General features: G+C 66.2%; 15 protein-coding genes. 4 read left to right on the top strand and 11 right to left on the bottom strand.

What is annotated here, in order from left to right:
• Window positions 1–24: 24 nt before the first annotated feature.
• Window positions 25–1,062, top strand: a complete 1,038-nt coding sequence (locus tag ASD73_RS07375) for a choice-of-anchor A family protein (RefSeq protein WP_056373333.1) — start codon at window positions 25–27, stop codon at window positions 1,060–1,062.
• A 102-nt stretch (window positions 1,063–1,164) separates the two neighbouring features.
• Here ASD73_RS07375 and ASD73_RS07370 read toward each other — a convergent pair whose 3' ends face one another.
• From ASD73_RS07370 to ASD73_RS07360, 3 genes are all read right to left on the bottom strand, one after another.
• The gene (locus tag ASD73_RS07370; RefSeq protein ID WP_056371094.1) at window positions 1,165–1,659 is read right to left on the bottom strand and encodes a hemerythrin domain-containing protein; all 495 of its coding nucleotides are present in this window, start codon (window positions 1,657–1,659) and stop codon (window positions 1,165–1,167) included.
• Window positions 1,660–1,733: 74 nt separating this feature from the next.
• Window positions 1,734–1,955: a hypothetical protein gene (locus ASD73_RS07365; RefSeq protein ID WP_235534229.1), complete on the bottom strand. Its 222-nt coding sequence runs from the start codon at window positions 1,953–1,955 to the stop codon at window positions 1,734–1,736.
• A gap of 8 nt (window positions 1,956–1,963) precedes the next feature.
• A complete protein-coding gene (locus ASD73_RS07360; RefSeq protein WP_056371090.1) occupies window positions 1,964–2,275 on the bottom strand; it encodes a hypothetical protein in 312 nt (103 codons plus the stop codon).
• A gap of 148 nt (window positions 2,276–2,423) precedes the next feature.
• On the opposite strand from ASD73_RS07360, the gene ASD73_RS22740 reads away from it, so the two are divergent.
• On the top strand, window positions 2,424–2,561 hold the full coding sequence (locus ASD73_RS22740) for a hypothetical protein (protein WP_156377328.1): 138 nt from the start codon (window positions 2,424–2,426) through the stop codon (window positions 2,559–2,561).
• 12 nt (window positions 2,562–2,573) lie between these two features.
• On the opposite strand, the gene leuA is transcribed toward ASD73_RS22740, so the two are convergent.
• From leuA to ASD73_RS07340, 4 genes are all read right to left on the bottom strand, one after another.
• Window positions 2,574–4,238: a 2-isopropylmalate synthase gene (gene leuA / locus ASD73_RS07355; RefSeq protein ID WP_056371088.1), complete on the bottom strand. Its 1,665-nt coding sequence runs from the start codon at window positions 4,236–4,238 to the stop codon at window positions 2,574–2,576.
• A gap of 203 nt (window positions 4,239–4,441) precedes the next feature.
• Entirely contained in the window at window positions 4,442–4,942 is a 501-nt protein-coding gene (locus ASD73_RS07350; RefSeq protein ID WP_056371086.1) for a rhodanese-like domain-containing protein, read from the bottom strand.
• Window positions 4,943–5,070: 128 nt separating this feature from the next.
• A complete protein-coding gene (locus ASD73_RS07345; RefSeq protein WP_056371084.1) occupies window positions 5,071–5,424 on the bottom strand; it encodes a hypothetical protein in 354 nt (117 codons plus the stop codon).
• Between the two features lie 86 nt (window positions 5,425–5,510).
• Window positions 5,511–6,149, bottom strand: a complete 639-nt coding sequence (locus ASD73_RS07340; RefSeq protein WP_056371082.1) for a YceI family protein — start codon at window positions 6,147–6,149, stop codon at window positions 5,511–5,513.
• 193 nt (window positions 6,150–6,342) lie between these two features.
• Here ASD73_RS07340 and ASD73_RS07335 point away from each other — a divergent pair, with 193 nt between their 5' ends.
• Complete coding sequence (locus tag ASD73_RS07335; protein ID WP_082521425.1) at window positions 6,343–7,449, top strand: helix-turn-helix transcriptional regulator; 1,107 nt, start codon at window positions 6,343–6,345, stop codon at window positions 7,447–7,449.
• A 254-nt stretch (window positions 7,450–7,703) separates the two neighbouring features.
• Here the strand turns inward: ASD73_RS07335 and ASD73_RS07330 are convergent, their stop codons facing one another.
• Window positions 7,704–8,117 (bottom strand): hypothetical protein, encoded by a 414-nt coding sequence (locus ASD73_RS07330; RefSeq protein WP_056371080.1) that lies wholly within the window; start codon window positions 8,115–8,117, stop codon window positions 7,704–7,706.
• A gap of 320 nt (window positions 8,118–8,437) precedes the next feature.
• Between ASD73_RS07330 and ASD73_RS07325 the strand changes: the two genes are divergently transcribed.
• Entirely contained in the window at window positions 8,438–10,093 is a 1,656-nt protein-coding gene (locus ASD73_RS07325) for a pentapeptide repeat-containing protein (protein WP_056371078.1), read from the top strand.
• Here the strand turns inward: ASD73_RS07325 and ASD73_RS07320 are convergent.
• Genes ASD73_RS07320 through ASD73_RS07310 form a run of 3 tightly spaced genes read right to left on the bottom strand, consistent with a single transcriptional unit; the run spans window position 10,056 to window position 13,053 of the window.
• On the bottom strand, window positions 10,056–11,315 hold the full coding sequence (locus tag ASD73_RS07320) for an adenosylmethionine--8-amino-7-oxononanoate transaminase (RefSeq protein WP_056371076.1): 1,260 nt from the start codon (window positions 11,313–11,315) through the stop codon (window positions 10,056–10,058). The genes ASD73_RS07325 and ASD73_RS07320 overlap by 38 nt on opposite strands.
• Entirely contained in the window at window positions 11,312–11,920 is a 609-nt protein-coding gene (gene bioD, locus ASD73_RS07315; protein ID WP_056371074.1) for a dethiobiotin synthase, read from the bottom strand. The genes ASD73_RS07320 and bioD overlap by 4 nt, the downstream gene beginning before the upstream one ends.
• Window positions 11,917–13,053: an 8-amino-7-oxononanoate synthase gene (locus ASD73_RS07310; RefSeq protein ID WP_056371072.1), complete on the bottom strand. Its 1,137-nt coding sequence runs from the start codon at window positions 13,051–13,053 to the stop codon at window positions 11,917–11,919. The genes bioD and ASD73_RS07310 overlap by 4 nt, the downstream gene beginning before the upstream one ends.
• Between the last annotated feature and the right edge of the window lie 6 nt (window positions 13,054–13,059).

Raw genomic sequence — 13,059 nt, 5'->3', positions numbered from 1 at the left:
CGTATCCTGTTCCCCGCCGCGATCATGGCGACCGCTCTGGCCATGCCCGCTCTGGCGCAAAGCAAGGCGATCACCGGTATCGACGCGCTGCGCGAGTGGAACCTCGTCGTGCTCGGCAACCTCGACTCCTCTTCGGAAGTCGAGGGCCGGACCTTCGTCGGGGGCAATCTTGTCGGCAATTCTTCGAACTATGGCATCCGCGCAACGACGTCGCCGAACGGCCAGCCCGGACTGACCGTGGTTGGTAACGTCAATGGTGGCCACAAGAATCTCAACAATGGCTCAGGCGCGGTCGTCGGCGGCAATGTGACCAGCGGTTTCAACCTCAATGGTCCGAACCAGACGGTGAAGGTCGGCGGTATGATCAACAACACCAACGTCAACCAGAACAGCGTCATCTCGAACCTCGATCGGAGCGATCCCGCATTTGGGTTGGGGCTTCAGCAGCAGAAGACCGAGCTTAAGAGCAGCATGGGGAGCCTGTCGTTCGAGATGGGCACGCTCAAGTCCAACAGCCAGCTGACGGTGCAGGGCAACCGCGGTACTTTCACTGCGCAGCCGAATGCGCAGGGGCTGGCGGTCTTCAACATCACCGCGGCCGACCTCGACAAGATCGGCGAGATCCAGTTCAACCTGAACGGCGCCGACACCGCGATCGTCAACGTCAGCGGCAGGTCGATCAACCTCAACGACAATTTTCTCGGCGGCACCAACAACCTCGGCGAACGGGTGATCTGGAATTTTCCCGAAGCCGAGGATTTGAAGCTGACCACCGCGTGGGGCGGATCGGTGCTCGCGCCACTCGCCGATGCCGAGACGCGCAATTACATTCAGGGGTCGGCGGTGTTCGGTAACCTCAAGCAGAATGGCGAGATGCATATCGGGACGTTCAAGGGCGGTTATGCGACGTCGCCGCCCAGCGGCAGTTCGAGTGGCGGCGACAGCTTGACCGGCGGCGGCGCGACGCCGGTGTCCGAGCCGGGAATGCTCGGCCTTTTCAGCCTGGGGGTTGCCGGGCTGGTCCTGTCGCGGCGCCGCCGGGCGAAGCGGGACGAGGCGTAATGTGATTACGGTCGCTCGCAGCTACCGTCTTACTCTTGGATGATCATACGTAAGTCGGGCGATGACGCGTGAGACAATCGCGCCATCGCCCCGACGAGATAATTACATCGTCGTCGTTTGTGCGGGCGGCAGGCCGGTGGATTTCGCCTGCGCCTTCAGCTCTTCTTTCCGGGCCAGCATCTGTTCGCCGAGCGCGTCGAGATCGACGTCGGCAGCGCGTGCTTGCTGGAACATATTGTCGTGCTCTTTCTCTTCCTCTTTCACATGATGCTCGATCTCTTCCTTGAGCACGGTGACCTTGGAATCGAAAAATTCGTCGTCGGGGCTGGAGGCGACGATCTCGTTGATCAGAAGCTTTGCGCCGTCATGCTCGACATAGGCTTCCTTCAACAGGTCGTCGTCGATCTTGCCCTTGAGCGCGGGGTAGAAGACCTCCTCCTCAATCTGGGCGTGGATCTTGAGTTCGGTGCAGATCTGGTCGGCGATGCGGCCCTTTTCCTTGGCGCCGCCGGCTTTCTCGAAGCTGGCGAACAGCGCCTCGACCTCGCGATGGTCCTTCGTCAGGATATGGGTGGCGTCGGTGTCTTCGCGCTTCATGGCAGTCTCCGTTTTTGGCCACCCCGGCTGATGGAGAAACGGGGGGATCGGACGAAGGTTGCTCTGGAGGCGGGTTAATAACCGCCCGGCGCGCCTGGCGGGCGGTAGAAGCGGTGGCGTGTGACCGCGCCGTCGATGATATGACCGCGCAGGCGCAGGCGCATTTCCTCGGCGCCGGCGGGTGTGGTGCAGACGAGGCGGGTGCCGCCCGATTGCAGCGGCTCGATCGCGCTGATGCTGACGCCTTGCAACAGGCAGATTTGCTTTACCTCGCTCTCGGGGAGCGTCAGGTTCATCGCGCGGCTCATTCGAAGCCCGGATCGCGCGCCCAAGCGCGGATCGCGGTCGCGACCTGCTCATAGCCGGTGTCGCTGGCGGTCGCGACGGCGAGCGGGCGGCCGCCGAGTTCGGCGTTCTCACTATTGAGGAAGGCGATCGCGGGATCGCGCCCGCCCATCGTCAGGAAAGCGAGCTGGCTGATATCGCCCTGTCGCCGCGCGTCGTCGTGCGGCAGCGGGGTCCGCTTCTGGCGGAAGAAGCTGTTCGATCGCGTCTTGGCGGGAACCGTGCTCTCGTCGATGACGGCCGGGTCGGCGGGGCTGGTTTCGGAATTCATGGCGCGCGGCTCCTCCTTGTAAGCGGGAGCGCGCAAGTCTCTCAGTCGCGGGGGCCTACAAGAACGCGTGCCGCGATGGTCCTCATATGGGGACACGGAGGGGACATTGTAAGGCGCCACGGGGGAATGGCTGCCCGGCGGTGCGGCTTTGGTGCAGGCGATCTCCCGGGTGAGCGGGCGGGCGGCGATCGAGACCGACCGCGACGAAGATGAAGACCGCCTGCGCGACCTTATGATCCGCGTCGGCGTGTCGGTCGCGCGGGCCTCCACCACCGCGAAACGGTGAAGGGGCCGATTTCTACGCGCCGTTGGCGGCCGAAAGGATCGCCCGCACACTCGCCGTCGCGACGTCGGTATCGAGCCCGCAGCCGAACAGGCTCTTCCCGTCCGCGGTGCGGCATTCGACATAGGCCGCAGCCTGCACATTGCTGCCCTGGCCGATCGCGTGCTCGCTATAGTCGACGATGTCCATGATCGGGCCGCCTGACTCCGCGAGCGCGGCGATGACGCTGCTCATCAGGCCGTTGCCGCGGCCGCTGACGCTGCGCGTCGCACCGTCGATGGTGAGCTTGCCGGCGAAGATGCGGTCGGTGCCGGCATGGCTTTCGGACCAGTCGACGAGCTGGAAGCGCTTGCCCTCGGTCACCAGATAGGCGTGGTCGAAGGCGCCCCAGATGTCCTCGGCGCCGAGTTCGCGGCTCGTCTCGTCCGCGAGCGCCTGCACGACATGGCTGAAGCTCGCCTGCATTTTCTTGGGCAGTTTCAGGCCCTTGTCCTGTTCGAGCACCCATGCGACGCCGCCCTTGCCCGACTGGCTGTTGACGCGGATCACCGCTTCGTAGCTGCGGCCGAGGTCGGCGGGGTCGATGGGCAGGTAGGGGACTTCCCAGCGCTCATCATTCTGGCGTTCGCGCGCGGCGAAGCCCTTCTTGATCGCATCCTGATGGCTGCCCGAGAACGCCGTGTAGACGAGTTCGCCGCCATAGGGGTGGCGCGGGTGGACGGGGAGCTGGTTGCAATATTCGACCGTCTGGATGACCTCGTCGATGTTCGAGAAGTCGAGTTCGGGATCGACGCCCTGCGTGTACATGTTGAGCGCGATGGTGACGAGGCAGGTGTTGCCGGTGCGCTCGCCATTGCCGAACAGGCAGCCCTCGACGCGGTCGGCGCCCGCGAGCAGGCCGAGCTCGGCCGCCGCGACGCCGGTGCCGCGGTCGTTGTGGGTGTGCAGGCTGATCAGCGCGCGGTCGCGGTTGGGCAGGTTCTTGCCGAAATATTCGATCTGGTCGGCGTAGATGTTCGCCGTGGCCGCCTCGACCGTCGCGGGGAGGTTGAGGATGATCGGGTTGTCGGTGGTGGGTTGCAGGATCTGCATCACTGCTTCGCAGACCTCGATGCTGAAATCGAGCTCGGCGGTCGAGAAGGTTTCAGGGCTGTATTCGAAGCGCCAGTTGGTTTGCGGCAGGCGTGCGGCATTGTCGCGGAGTTGTTTGGCGCCGTCGATGGCGATCTGTTTGATGTCGGCCATGTCCATGCCGAAGACGATCTTGCGCCACGCGGGGCTGACGGCGTTGTAGACGTGGACGATCGCAGTTTTCGCGCCCGCGAGGCTGTCGAAGCTGGTGCGGATGAGGTCGGCGCGGCTCTGGGTGAGGACTTGGGGCGTCACATCGTCAGGGATGCGGCCGTCGCGGACGAGGCCGGAGATGAAGTCGAATTCGGTCGCGCCGGCGCTGGGGAAGCCGACTTCGATCTCTTTCAGGCCGATGCGGACGAGCAGGTCGAAGAAGCGTGCCTTTTTCTCGGCATCCATAGGGTCGATCAGCGCCTGATTGCCGTCGCGCATGTCGGTGGAGAGCCAGATCGGCGCCTTGGTAGTGACGCGGCCGGGCCATTCGCGGTTCGCGAGGGGAATCTGCGGAAAGGCGCTGTACTTGACCGAGGGGTCGCGGAGCATGGTCATGGTGTGAAAACTTCTTCTGGTGGTTGCGCTGCTGTGTCGATCGGACCCTTGAGCGGGTGGCCGCGACTAGCGCGCAGCCAGTGTCACGCCCAAGGGCGTGTAAGTCGCAGAAGAAGAAGGGCGTTGCCGCGCATGGGGAGGCTATTGGTTTAAAATGTCGCGCGATGCAAGAGGGGAATGCGAAAATTGCGTCGCGCGCGGGCTCAGCCCGTCACCCATTCCACCTTCGGATCGTTGAAATCGACGACGTCAGCGAGTTCGAGGACGTTCGGATAGCCATAGCCGACGAGGTTGATGAAGGTCTGAATATTGAGCGCGAGCGGCGCCGATTTGAGCGGCACCGGGCTGCGGTGGTTCGAGAAATTATTGTTGCAATAGATGAGGATGGGGCGGTCGGGGTTCGCGCCCACAACCGCGGCGAGGCTCTCGGCGGTGAAGTCGGTGAGCGGCAGGTTGACCGCGCCCTTGATATGGCCGCGCGCGAAGGCGTCTTTCGAGCGGGCGTCGAGGAGGAGGGCTTCGGGCTTCGCGGCCTTCGCCTTGAATGCGTCGAAGGCGATGAGGCGCGTCGCGCGCGCCGGGGCGACGCTGGCGGTGAGCGCCTGGAACGCGGGATAGTCGATCTGGGGGTTCGGGTTCGTCGCATTTTGGGCCATCGCGGGGGTGGCGGCGGTGAACGCGAGAGCGAGAAGCAGGGTGCGCATGAGGATCCTCCCTTGAATGAGGGGAGGCTACGCCGCGCTTGCTGGCTCTGCGATGAACCGAAAATGTCGCCGGACCGCAAAGCGGCTTCGCGGTCCGGCGCAGTGCAGGGGGCTGAAAAAGCTTGGGATCAGGCGGCTTCGCTCTCGTCGTCGTCTTCGTCCCACGGTTCGAAAACCTCGTCCTCGATCAGATTGTCGACCGCGTGGATGCGCACGCCGATGCACCAGTCTTGCAGCGGGCCTTCCCATGCGGCCTCGACTTCCGAAAGCACTTCGGCGGCGTCTGCCGGGCGATCGCCGACGAGGTCGAAGTCCTGCACGCCGTCGTCGGGCGGGGTGATGTAGACATGCGGGTCGAGCCGGATATTGGCCCAGCCGGCGGTGGGGGCTAGACCCTCGACCTCGACGACCAGCAGCGGATTTTCCTCGTCGCCGTCGATCGAGGCGTTCACTTCGACAATTTCGCGTACCAGTTCGCTCATCACACGGCTCCCGTACGAAAAGGGGCGGGACCCGCGAAGGTCCCGCCCCATGTTTACGCGGCGCGTGTGACAGATTGGCGTGAGCCTTACTGCTTTTCGAACGCGGCGTGGATTTCGAGTTCGACCGCGTCGCTGACGTAGGGAATGCCCATCGAGACGCCGAAATCGCTGCGCTTGATCGTGGTTTCGGCCTGGAAACCGATCGTTTCCTTCTTGTTCATGCCCATGCCCGCGCCGTGGAAGTCGACGTCGAGCGTGACGGGCTTGGTCACGCCGTTGAGCGTCAGATTACCGGTGACCTTGGCTTCGTCGCCGTCGCTGTCGAGGACGACGCTGGTCGAGACGAATTTGGCGTCGGCGGGGGCGGCGCCGAAGAAATCGGCCTTGCCGCCGTCCTTGCCTGCGCGAAGGAGGTGGCTCGTCAGGCCGGCGCTGGCGGTCGTGACCTTCGACACGGGGATCGTGACGTCGACCTTCGCCGCGGCGAGATTCTTCGGATCGATGACGAGCGTGCCGGTCACGTCGCCGAAAATGCCGGTATATTTGCTGAAGCCGAGGTGATCGACTTCCCACACGACCATCGTGTGGCCGGCGTCGGCGGCGTAGGTGCCCGCGGTGACGCGCGTCTTGTCGGGCGCGCCGGGGGCGGAGCCGCCCTGCGCGAGGACGATCGGGGTAGCCACGACGGCGAGTGCGAGGGCGGCGAGGGGGACGATACGGCGCATGAGAAGTCTCCTGTTGGGGAGGCGGAAGCTAGGCGAAGGCGAGGGACGGCGTCAACAAGTCCCACGGAAACGCAGCGTTGCGATTTGGGCCCACGGCAGCACGTCGTCGCAAGGCGCTTGTGCCGCCCCGGGTTTCATGCTGCAACGCGGTGAAGTACAAAAGCCGGGCACGAAGGCTGGGGGGCCGACGTTCATGGATAGCTTGTTCGCCCGCGAAGCGGGCGAGGTCGAAAATGCCTTTCTGGCGGCGCCGTTCGAAGCGGACGGCTGGAACGCGGCGCTGCGCCTGTTCGCGCGGCGCACCGGATCGTCGCGGGCGCAGTTGCTGGGGCTCGGCGACGATGCGACGTTGTTCAATTTCATGCCCGATATCGACGCGGCCTATCAACGCGAGTTCCTGGAAATCGAAGGGTGGCGGCCCGAGGTCAACTGGCGCGTCGCCGCGAGCGGGCGGCCGATGGAGATTTTGAGCGAGGCGCATTACGACATCGCGCGCCAGCACAGCGGCACCGACGATTATGAAGAGCATATCCGCAAGTGGGACGGTGTGCATGGCTGCCAGACGGTACTGGTCGAAGGCGAGGGATTGCTCGTGGGGCTGGCGTCGCTACGCTCCGAGCGCGACGGCCGTACCGGACAGCGCGACCGCAAGCTGTTCGCGGCGGGCGCGACCTATGCGCTGGCGGCGGTCCGCATGCAGCAGGCGATGGCGCAGCGCGGCGCCGCGATGACCGTCGGTGCCTTCGATGCAATCGGCGTCGCGGCGTTCCTGATCGATCGCCGCGCCGCGGTCGCGGCGCTGTCGGCGGCCGCCGAGGCGATCGTCGGTGAGGGCACCGGCGGGGTACTGCGCCTGCGCCGCGGCCGGCTGGGCGCCGCGCGCCGCGATGCCGATACGGCGTTGCAGGCGGCGCTAGGACGTGCGCTGAACGGGGAGGCGATGCAGCAGCACTGGATCGGGTCACAGCTTGAGGGCGGCGGGGGGCTGCTGTGTGAAATCTTCCGCCTGCCGCGGCGCGAATGGGATTTCGGCTTTGACCCGCGGGTGCTGGTTGTCGCACGGTGCGCTGCGGACATTCCCGCGATGCGGACCGTGCCGCTGCGCGCGGCGCTGGGCCTGACCGAAGCCGAATCCGAGATCGCGCTGCGCCTGGCGAACGGCGAAGCGCGTGAGGACATCGCGGCCGGGCGCGGCACGAGCGCGCAGACGCTGGGCACGCAGATCAAGTCGATCCTGCGCAAGAGCGATGTCGGGCGCGAAGCCGAACTGACCGCGCTGGTGAACCGGTTGCTGCGTTAAGGGCGGCGCGGTAGGCGGCGGGGAAAGGATACCGACGGCGGGTCGCTAGCCGCCGATATCCCCCAGCCAGACGCGAGCGCCACGGGTGTGACCGCGCCCGGTTTTCGATTGCCCCCACACAATCAAATCCCTCTGACGGGCCGGATATCAGCGATTTACGAAGGCGGCATACCCCGTGCGGGGTATATGCGACGAGCCGAGTTCGATCGGGAGCGCCGGGCGCCGGGTCCTCACGCGTCGCAGGGCGCCATGCGTCAGGGCGCGCGGCGCGCCTCGAACCATTCGCGCATCGCCGCGGCGGCGCAGCCGGTGAAGCCGTAGCTGCCGACGGGCGAGCAGCTATTCGGGCGGCTCGCTGCCGCGGCGCCATTGGTATAGCCGTCGACGGCCGAGGCCCAGCTGCCGCCGCCGGCGGGAACATCTTCCTTCAGCTCTTCGCGCAGTTCCTTGGGCACGCGGTAGCGTTCGGTCTCGGGCTGCTGCGCGCAGACGACGATCTCGTCGCCTTTGGGTTCGGGGCAGGGTTCGTCGCCATAGGTGTAGAGGACCGAGGTGCGCTGCGGCGGCTCGCCCGATTGCGCGAGCGAGCTGTCATTCTGCGCGAGCGCGGGGGCGGCGAAGGCGAGCGCCGCGAAGAGGGGGAGGAGGAGGCCGGCTGTTTTCTTCATTCTCGATCGCGTTCCCAGACCCCATATCCCTGCGGCGCAGATTGATGCGCCCAGATGAACCTAAGCCGAACCTGCCTGGCGTAACCCATTGCGCTTTCGGCGGGAACGGGAATGCGGCGAGCGGGCGCGGGGCCGATGCTTTCCAGATGGTGACGCGAAAATGGAAAACCAGACCCCCGCCCGGACTCTATGTTGCGCTGTTGGTTGCGCGCGTTGCTCCGAATGAAAATCAAGCGCATAGAAAGCGGCGGTATGCCGCACGGATCGAGGGTCGATCCCGGTGCGAGGGCCGCCTTTTTTACGAGGGGAACCCGTTCAGGATGCTGACCCGTCTCGCGATCGTCGCTTGTGTTTTTGCCGCCTCTGCCGTGCAGCCGGCCTTTGCCGTGCAATCCTGCCCCAAGGGCGTAGAGATCAAGGCGGGTGGGATCAGGACGGTCGCCGAGATTATTCGGATCAAACGGCTGCATCCGGGACAGCAGATCAATTTCGAGAGGCTCCACCTGCCGCATGCCGATTTTTCGGGGCAGGATATTTCGGACCTGTGCTTCAGCAACGCGAATCTGGTGCATTCGAAATGGACGCGCGCGCGCGGGACAAACAGCCGCTTCGTCGACGCCGCGTTGAACGCGTCGGACTGGCGCGGGTTTGAGGGGCGCGGGCTGGAGTTCCAAGCATCGACGCTCGACCGGGCCAATCTGAGCCATGCGACGTTCCGGCGGACGCGGTTCGGGTGGACGACAATGGAGCATGTCGATGCGTCGCATGCCGATCTTTCGGGCGGTTCGTTCGAGGGAGGCTCGATGGCTTCAATCAAGGGCGCGAGCTTCCGGTCGGCGAATATGACGGGTTTCGAATTCCGGTGTGGGCTGGGGCAAGGCGACAATTGCGGGCAGGACAGCTCGGACGTGTCGCTCGTCGGCGCGAATTTGACGGGCACGGCGTTGCTGATGGCGTCGAAGTCCGATTGGGATCTGACCGGCGCCACGATCGCGAACACGCGGCTCCATATGATGCAGCTCGACTGGCTTCGCCGCAGCCGGATTGCCGGGCCGGTGCTGGTCGAACCGACGAGCTGGACGCCCGCGCGATACGACTGGACCGGCGCCGCGCCGGCATCGGGGCGCGTCGCGCTGTCGCGGCGCGAGATCGAGCAGGTCTGGGCCGCGTTCGACCGGCCCGAGACGCCGGGCTTTGCGTGCGCCCGCGCGCGTTCGGCGGCCGAGCAATATATCTGCCGCGAGCGGTCTGGGGAGGAAGCCGATGCGCCTTCGGCTTTTGCCTATGCGGATCGCGAGCTGAATGATGCCTACGTGATCGCTTGGCGAAAGGACCCGTCGGTCGTGGCGACGCAGCGGCAATGGCTGCGCGAGCGCGACGCGTGCATGGCGGTGGCTGAAAAATGGAAGCGTATCGAATGCTTCGACACGGCTTATCAGGAGCGGACCGAGGCGCTGTGGCGGATGGCGGAGAAACCCGACCTTGCATCCGGCACCCGAATTTATGCCGACGAACAGACGGCGGGCTTTCTGTCCGCAGTCGAGGATCCGGCGCTCCGCCGCAAGCTGGCGCGCGGGGCGTTCTGGAACAGCTGGCAGCTCGTGATCGTCGAATCCCTCGGGCGGGGGCGGCTCTACGCGCGGGGCGAGGCGATGGGTCCCAATTACCATCTCGGCTCGCTGAATTCTCCCGAGGACGGGATGGTCTATGACCCGATTTCAGGCTTTTACGGTGCGCGCGAGATGTGCCTCGCCGGGTATCGCGTGTGCCCCCTCGTCCGCTTTCGCGGACGCTATCTGGAAGTCGGGCCCGAAATTGGCGTCGATCCGGCGACCGGCGACTTCGGCATCAACGAATATGTGATGACCGGCGCGCGGGCCCAGTTCGAGCGGCTGGTTCGCGTACCGCTGGACCGCGGCGATGTCGTGCGGCTGGCCATCAGGCCAGATCCCGAACCGCGCCGAGGGATGTACTGACCGTGTCCCAGACCTGCGCGAGCTCGTCCGCGGTGATGCAATAGGGCGGCATGACGTAGAGCGCGTTGCCGAGCGGGCGGAGGAGGACGCCGCGGTCGCGGTAGAAGGCGATCAGGCGCGGGGCGAGGTTCGAGAGATAGCCTGCGTCCGGTACGACGATGTCGAGCGCGGCGATGGTGCCGAGGCGGCGCGGATTGGCGACGCGCGGGTCGTGGGTGAGCAGCGAGAGGTGCGCCGCCTGCGCGTCGGCGAGGGCGTCGATGCGTTGCTGGACGGGCTCGTCGCGCCAGATTTCGAGATTGGCGTTCGCGGCGGCGCAGGCGATCGGGTTCGCGGTGTAGCTTGACGAATGATAGAAGGTTTTGCTGCGGTCGGTCGAGAAATGGGCTTGGAAGATCGGCTCGATGCAGAGGGTGACTGCGAGCGGGAGTGCGCCGCCGGTGAGGCCCTTCGACAGACAGACGATGTCGGGGATCACGCCCGCCTGATCGCAGGCAAAGCGCGTGCCGGTGCGGCCCCAGCCGGTCATCACCTCGTCGGCGATGAAGAGGACGCCGTGGCGCGCGCAGATGGCGCGCATCTCGGCGAGTACCCACGGCGGATAGATCAGCATGCCGCCGGCGCCGAGGATGAGCGGTTCGACGATGAAGGCGGCCGGTTTGGCTGCGCAGGCGCCTTCGAGCGCGTCGAGCGTCGCCTGTTCGCGGCCTTCGTGCGGGAAGGGGATAGTGTCGACGTCGAACAGCAAAGGCTGCCAGGCGCGGTTGTAGACGCCGCGCTCGCCGACCGACATCGTGCCGATCGTATCGCCATGATAGCTGTGCTCGAGGACGAGGATGCGGCTGCGCGGCTCGCCGATGTTATACCAGTAACCGAGCGCCATCTTGAGTGCGACCTCGACGCTGGTCGAACCCGAGTCCGAGAAGAACACGCGGGTGAGTGGGTCGGGGGTGATGCGGATGAGTTCGGCAGCGAGGCTTTCGGCGGGCTCGTGCGTCCAGCCGGCGAAGATGAGCTGATCGAGTTTTTCGCTCTGTGCGCGGATCGCAGCCATGATGCGCGGGTGCGCGTGGCCGTGGGTGGTAACCCACCACGAGGAGATCGCGTCGATCCAGCTTTGCCCGTCGGCGGCGTAGAGTTTGGCGTCTTTGGCGTGCGAAATCAGCGGGATGGGGTCGCCGAGGCCGTGTTGGGTGAAGGGGTGCCAGACGGGGGAGGTCATGCGAAATCCGCGGGGTCGAAACCGGCGGCGAAAGCTTTTGAGAGGGTTTCGCGCGTCAGCGGATCGATGATCGGCAAGCGGCCCAAGCGGCGGACGCCGCTGATCTGCGCTATCGTCGCCTCGCTGTCGGGCACCGCTTCACCGAGGAAGGCGACGCCGTGGATCGGGACGCCGCGTGACTTTAGCGCCTCGATCGTGAGCAGGCTGTGGTTGATCGTGCCGAGCGCGGTGCGCGCGCAGACGATGACGGGGATCTGCCAGCGCGCAAAGAGGTCGGCATAGAGGGTGGTGCGCGTGACGGGGACGAGCGCACCGCCGGCGCCTTCGACGATGAGAGCGCCGGGGGGCGGGGTCAGCGTTTCGATATTTATGTTAACGCCGTCAATTTCGGCGGCGAGATGCGGCGAGGCGGGGGTGACGAGGCGGTACGCTTCGGGAATGAGGGGTACGCCCGCGAGGCGCGCAACGGCTTCGCTGTCGGTCTCGTCTTCGAGGCCGGACTGGATCGGTTTCCAGTAGGGGGTGCCGGTCGCCTGCGCCAAAGCGGCAGAAAAGATGGTTTTTCCGATGTCGGTGTCGGTGCCGGTGACGACGAAGCGCGTCATGCCGCGGCCATCGCCGAGGCGAGCGCGTCAGCCATCGCATCGATGTTAGCTTCGTCAACATTGAGTGTGATGGCGATACGGAGGCGGGCGGTTCCCTGCGCCACGGTCGGCGGGCGGATGCCGCGAATGTCGAAGCCGGCGTCGCGGAGGCTCCCCGCGATGCGCATCGTGCGGTCGTTGTCGCCGATGATCACGGGCAGGATCTGGGTGCCGCCGGCGGGGATGCCGAGCGGGACGAGGCGTTCGGCGGCGTGGCGGACGAGACTGTGGAGGCGGGCCTGGCGTTCGGGCTCGTTCGCGACGATCTCGATCGCCTGGCGGACGAGCCACGCCATCAGCGGCGAGGGCGCGGTCGAGAAGATGAAGGGGCGGCCGCGGTTGACGAGGAAGTCGGTGGCGATGGCCGGGGCGCAGAGCAGCGCGCCTTCGGCGCCGAGCGCCTTGCCGCAGGTGTGGAGGGTGATGAGGTTGTCGCGGCGCGGCAGGCCGTGCGCGAGTCCGACGCCGCCCGGGCCGAAAACGCCGGTTGCGTGGGCTTCGTCGACGACGAGCACCGCGTCGTGGCGGTCGGCGACGGCGGCAAGATCGGCGAGCGGGGCGCGGTCGCCGTCCATGCTGTAAAGGCTTTCGACCGCGATCCACGGGGTTCCGGCGCCGCCGCCGGCGCGCCAGCGCGCGATGATGTCGTCGAACACCTGTGCATCGTTGTGCGCGGCGGCGATGGTGCCCGCGCGGCCGAGCTTCATGCCGTCGTGCGCGCTCGCGTGGATGAGTTCATCGTGGACGACAAGGTCGCCGCGCTGCGGGAGCGCCGCGAACAGCGCAGCGTTGGCGGCGAAGCCGGTGGGGAAGAAGAGCGCGGCGTCGCTGCCATAATGGCGCGCGGCGTGCGCTTCGAGCGCTTCATGCTCGGCGTGGTTGCCGCGGAGCAGGCGTGAGCCGCCCGAGCCCGCGGGAAGGCCGCGCTCGATGCCGGCGGCGAGCGCGCTGCGGAGCGCGTCGGAATCGGCGAGGCCGAGATAGTCGTTCGACGCGAAATCGCGCCCGGCGCGCGGCGCGAGGGTGCGGCGGCGGCTGTCATGCGCGAGCGCCGCGAGATCGGCGTGGTGGGCGGTGAAGGGAGAGTTCGCCATGATTTC

This window comes from Sphingopyxis sp. Root154 (assembly GCF_001427105.1).
GTDB lineage: Bacteria > Pseudomonadota > Alphaproteobacteria > Sphingomonadales > Sphingomonadaceae > Sphingopyxis.
This window is presented reverse-complemented; position numbering and strand designations above follow the sequence as displayed.